At 70.9% G+C, this 2,845-nt stretch carries 2 protein-coding genes and 1 riboswitch; of the genes, one reads left to right on the top strand and one right to left on the bottom strand.

What is annotated here, in order from left to right; translation table 11 throughout:
• A partial coding sequence (locus AB0J52_RS34820) for a hypothetical protein (protein ID WP_500187156.1) occupies positions 1-368 on the top strand: 368 nt, incomplete at its 5' end.
• A gap of 102 nt (positions 369-470) precedes the next feature.
• Here the strand turns inward: AB0J52_RS34820 and typA are convergent.
• Complete coding sequence (gene typA, locus AB0J52_RS34815; protein ID WP_500187155.1) at positions 471-2,327, bottom strand: translational GTPase TypA; 1,857 nt, start codon at positions 2,325-2,327, stop codon at positions 471-473.
• A gap of 269 nt (positions 2,328-2,596) precedes the next feature.
• Positions 2,597-2,765, top strand: a riboswitch (cyclic di-AMP (ydaO/yuaA leader).
• Positions 2,766-2,845: the final 80 nt, after the last annotated feature.

Below are 2,845 nucleotides of genomic sequence, written 5' to 3'. Positions count from 1 at the left end.
GGCGGATCTACTACCCGGCGGCCGGCGCGGCCGCGACGGTCACGCAGGCCGACAACGCGATGCGCCCGGAAGCGCTCGGCGGGCCGGCGACGTTCGAGGGCACCGCGGCGGCGGGCAGCGGACGGCGGACCGTCCTCGCGGCGCGGACGGCGGACGGCGGGCTCGCCCTGGGTGTCCAGAACGCCCCGTACGGCCCGTACGCGTGGTCCACCCGCCGGGCGGACCTCATGGGGTCACCCGCCCTCGCCTACGACGCGGACGGCCGTCTGGTGGTCCTGGGGTTCGGCGGCGACGCGCGGCTCCACACGATGCGCGCGACGGGCCCGGGCACCGCGACGTCCTTCACCGACTGGACCCGCGTCGGCTGACCCCGCCCCTCGCGGACGAGCGGTGACGCGAGGGGCGGGTGAGCGCGCGGAAAACGAAACGGCCCCCGCCGGGAAGGCGGGGGCCGTTCGCGTTCCGGGGCGTCAGCCGGAGTTGCGCTTGGCGCGGGCGCGGGTGCGCTCGCGCTCCTTGGCGTCCAGGACGATCTTGCGGATCCGGACGAAGGACGGGGTGACCTCGACGCACTCGTCGTCCCGGATGAACTCCAGGCTCTCCTCGAGGGTGAGGATCCGCGGCGGGGTCAGCGTCTCGGTCGTCTCGGCCGTGGAGGAGCGGACGTTGGTCTTCTGCTTCTCCTTGGTGATGTTGACGTCCATGTCGTCGGCGCGCGAGTTCTCGCCGACGATCATGCCCTCGTACACCTCGGTGGTCGGGCCGACGAAGAAGGTGCCGCGCTCCTGCAGGTTCAGGATGGCGTAGCCGGTCGCCGCGCCCGCGCGGTCGGAGACCAGCGAGCCGCTCGGGCGGGTGCGCAGGTCGCCGAACCAGGGCTCGTAGCCCTCGAAGACGTGGTGCGCCATGCCGGTGCCGCGGGTCTCGGTCATGAACTCGGTGCGGAACCCGATCAGGCCGCGGGCCGGGACCAGGAACTCCATCCGGATCCAGCCGGTGCCGTGGTTGGTCATGTGCTCCATGCGGCCCTTGCGGACGGCCATGAGCTGGGTGACCGCGCCGAGGTGGTCCTCGGGGATGTCGATGGTGAGGCGCTCGACCGGCTCGTGCTTCTTGCCGTCGATCTCCTTGGCCACCACCTGCGGCTTGCCGACGGTCAGCTCGTAGCCCTCGCGGCGCATGTTCTCGACCAGGATGGCGAGCGCGAGCTCACCCCGGCCCTGCACCTCCCAGGCGTCCGGACGCTCGGTCGGCAGCACCTTCAGCGACACGTTGCCGACCAGCTCGCGGTCGAGGCGGTCCTTGACCAGGCGGGCGGTGACCTTGGTGCCCTTCTCCCGGCCGGCCAGCGGCGAGGTGTTGGTGCCGAGGGTCATCGAGATCGCGGGCTCGTCCACCGTGATCAGCGGCAGCGGGCGCGGGTCCTCGGGGTCGGCGATGGTGTCGCCGATCATGATCTCCGGGATGCCGGCGATCGCGATGATGTCGCCCGGCCCGGCCTCCTCGGCGGGCTTGCGGGTGAGCGCCTCGGTCATCAGCAGCTCGGTGATCTTGACCCGCTCGACGCTGCCGTCGTGCCGGCACCACGCGACCTGCTGGCCCTTCCTGATCACGCCGTTGTGCACGCGGCACAGCGCGATCCGGCCGAGGTAGCTGGAGGCGTCCAGGTTGGTGACGTGCGCCTGGAGCGGGGCGGCGACGTCGTAGGACGGCGCGGGGATGGTCTCCTTGATGACCGTGAACAGCGGCTCGAGGTCCTCGCTGTCGGGGAGCTCGCCGTCGCCCGGCTTGGCCAGCGAGGCGCGGCCGGCGCGGCCGGAGGCGTAGACGATCGGGAAGTCGATCTGGTCCTCGGCGGCGTCGAGGTCCATGAACAGCTCGTAGGTCTCGTCCACGACCTCGTCGATGCGGGCGTCCGGCCGGTCGGTCTTGTTCACGACCAGGATGACCGGGAGCTTGGCCTCCAGGGCCTTGCGCAGCACGAACCGGGTCTGCGGCAGCGGGCCCTCGCTGGCGTCCACCAGCAGGACGACGCCGTCGACCATGGACAGGCCGCGCTCGACCTCGCCGCCGAAGTCGGCGTGGCCGGGGGTGTCGATGATGTTGATCGTCATCCCGGCGTGCCGGACCGCGGTGTTCTTGGCCAGGATCGTGATGCCCTTCTCACGCTCCAGGTCGTTGGAGTCCATGACGCGGTCGTCCACGTCCTGGTTCTCGCGGAACGCGCCTGACTGCCAGAGCATGGCGTCGACCAGCGTGGTCTTGCCGTGGTCGACGTGGGCGACAATGGCGACGTTCCGGAGGTCGTCGCGCGTGGAGAAGGGCATGCGGTTTCGCCTTGGGTGAGAGGTCGGGTTCGGCCGCAGACGTGCGACCACAACAGTTTACTCGGCCCACAAAGGAGCCTGGCCGTTCATGGGCGCGAGAAGCCCGGAAACGACGCCCCTCCAGCCCCACGGGCAGCACCGGCACCCCACGCCCCACAGGCACCAACCGCTACCAATACGACACTTTGCGTGACTGTTTGGCCATTTTTGAACTTCCTTTGTAGTCTTCCCCGCAGATCCGGCCGTGCCGAAGCCCCGTCCAAGGGGCTGCGACCGGACCGCCGAATCCCGCGAGGGAACCGGGGACCCACACTCCCGGGGTGAATCGGCGCACGTCACGGGCGTCCTCAACCGGGACGGCGCCGTGCCGTGCGGCGTAGGGCGACTCCTGGCCCGAACCCGTCAGCTAACCCGGTAGGCGGCACACGAAGAGGAGAACACCGGCCTTGGCCAAGGACCCCCAGCGCCGCCGCGTGACGCTCGCGGCCGCCACCGTCCTCGCGCTCGGACTCGGGGTC

The organism is Spirillospora sp. NPDC049652 (assembly GCF_040675125.1).
Classification (GTDB): Bacteria; Actinomycetota; Actinomycetes; order Streptosporangiales; family Streptosporangiaceae; genus Spirillospora.
Note: the sequence above shows the minus strand (reverse complement) of the source record. Positions and strands in the feature narration are given on the sequence as shown.

Coding starts and splice junctions, on each gene's coding strand:
- typA (WP_500187155.1), bottom strand. CDS start 2,327: ATGCCCTTCTCCACGCGCGACGACCTCCGGAACGTCGCCATTGTCGCC.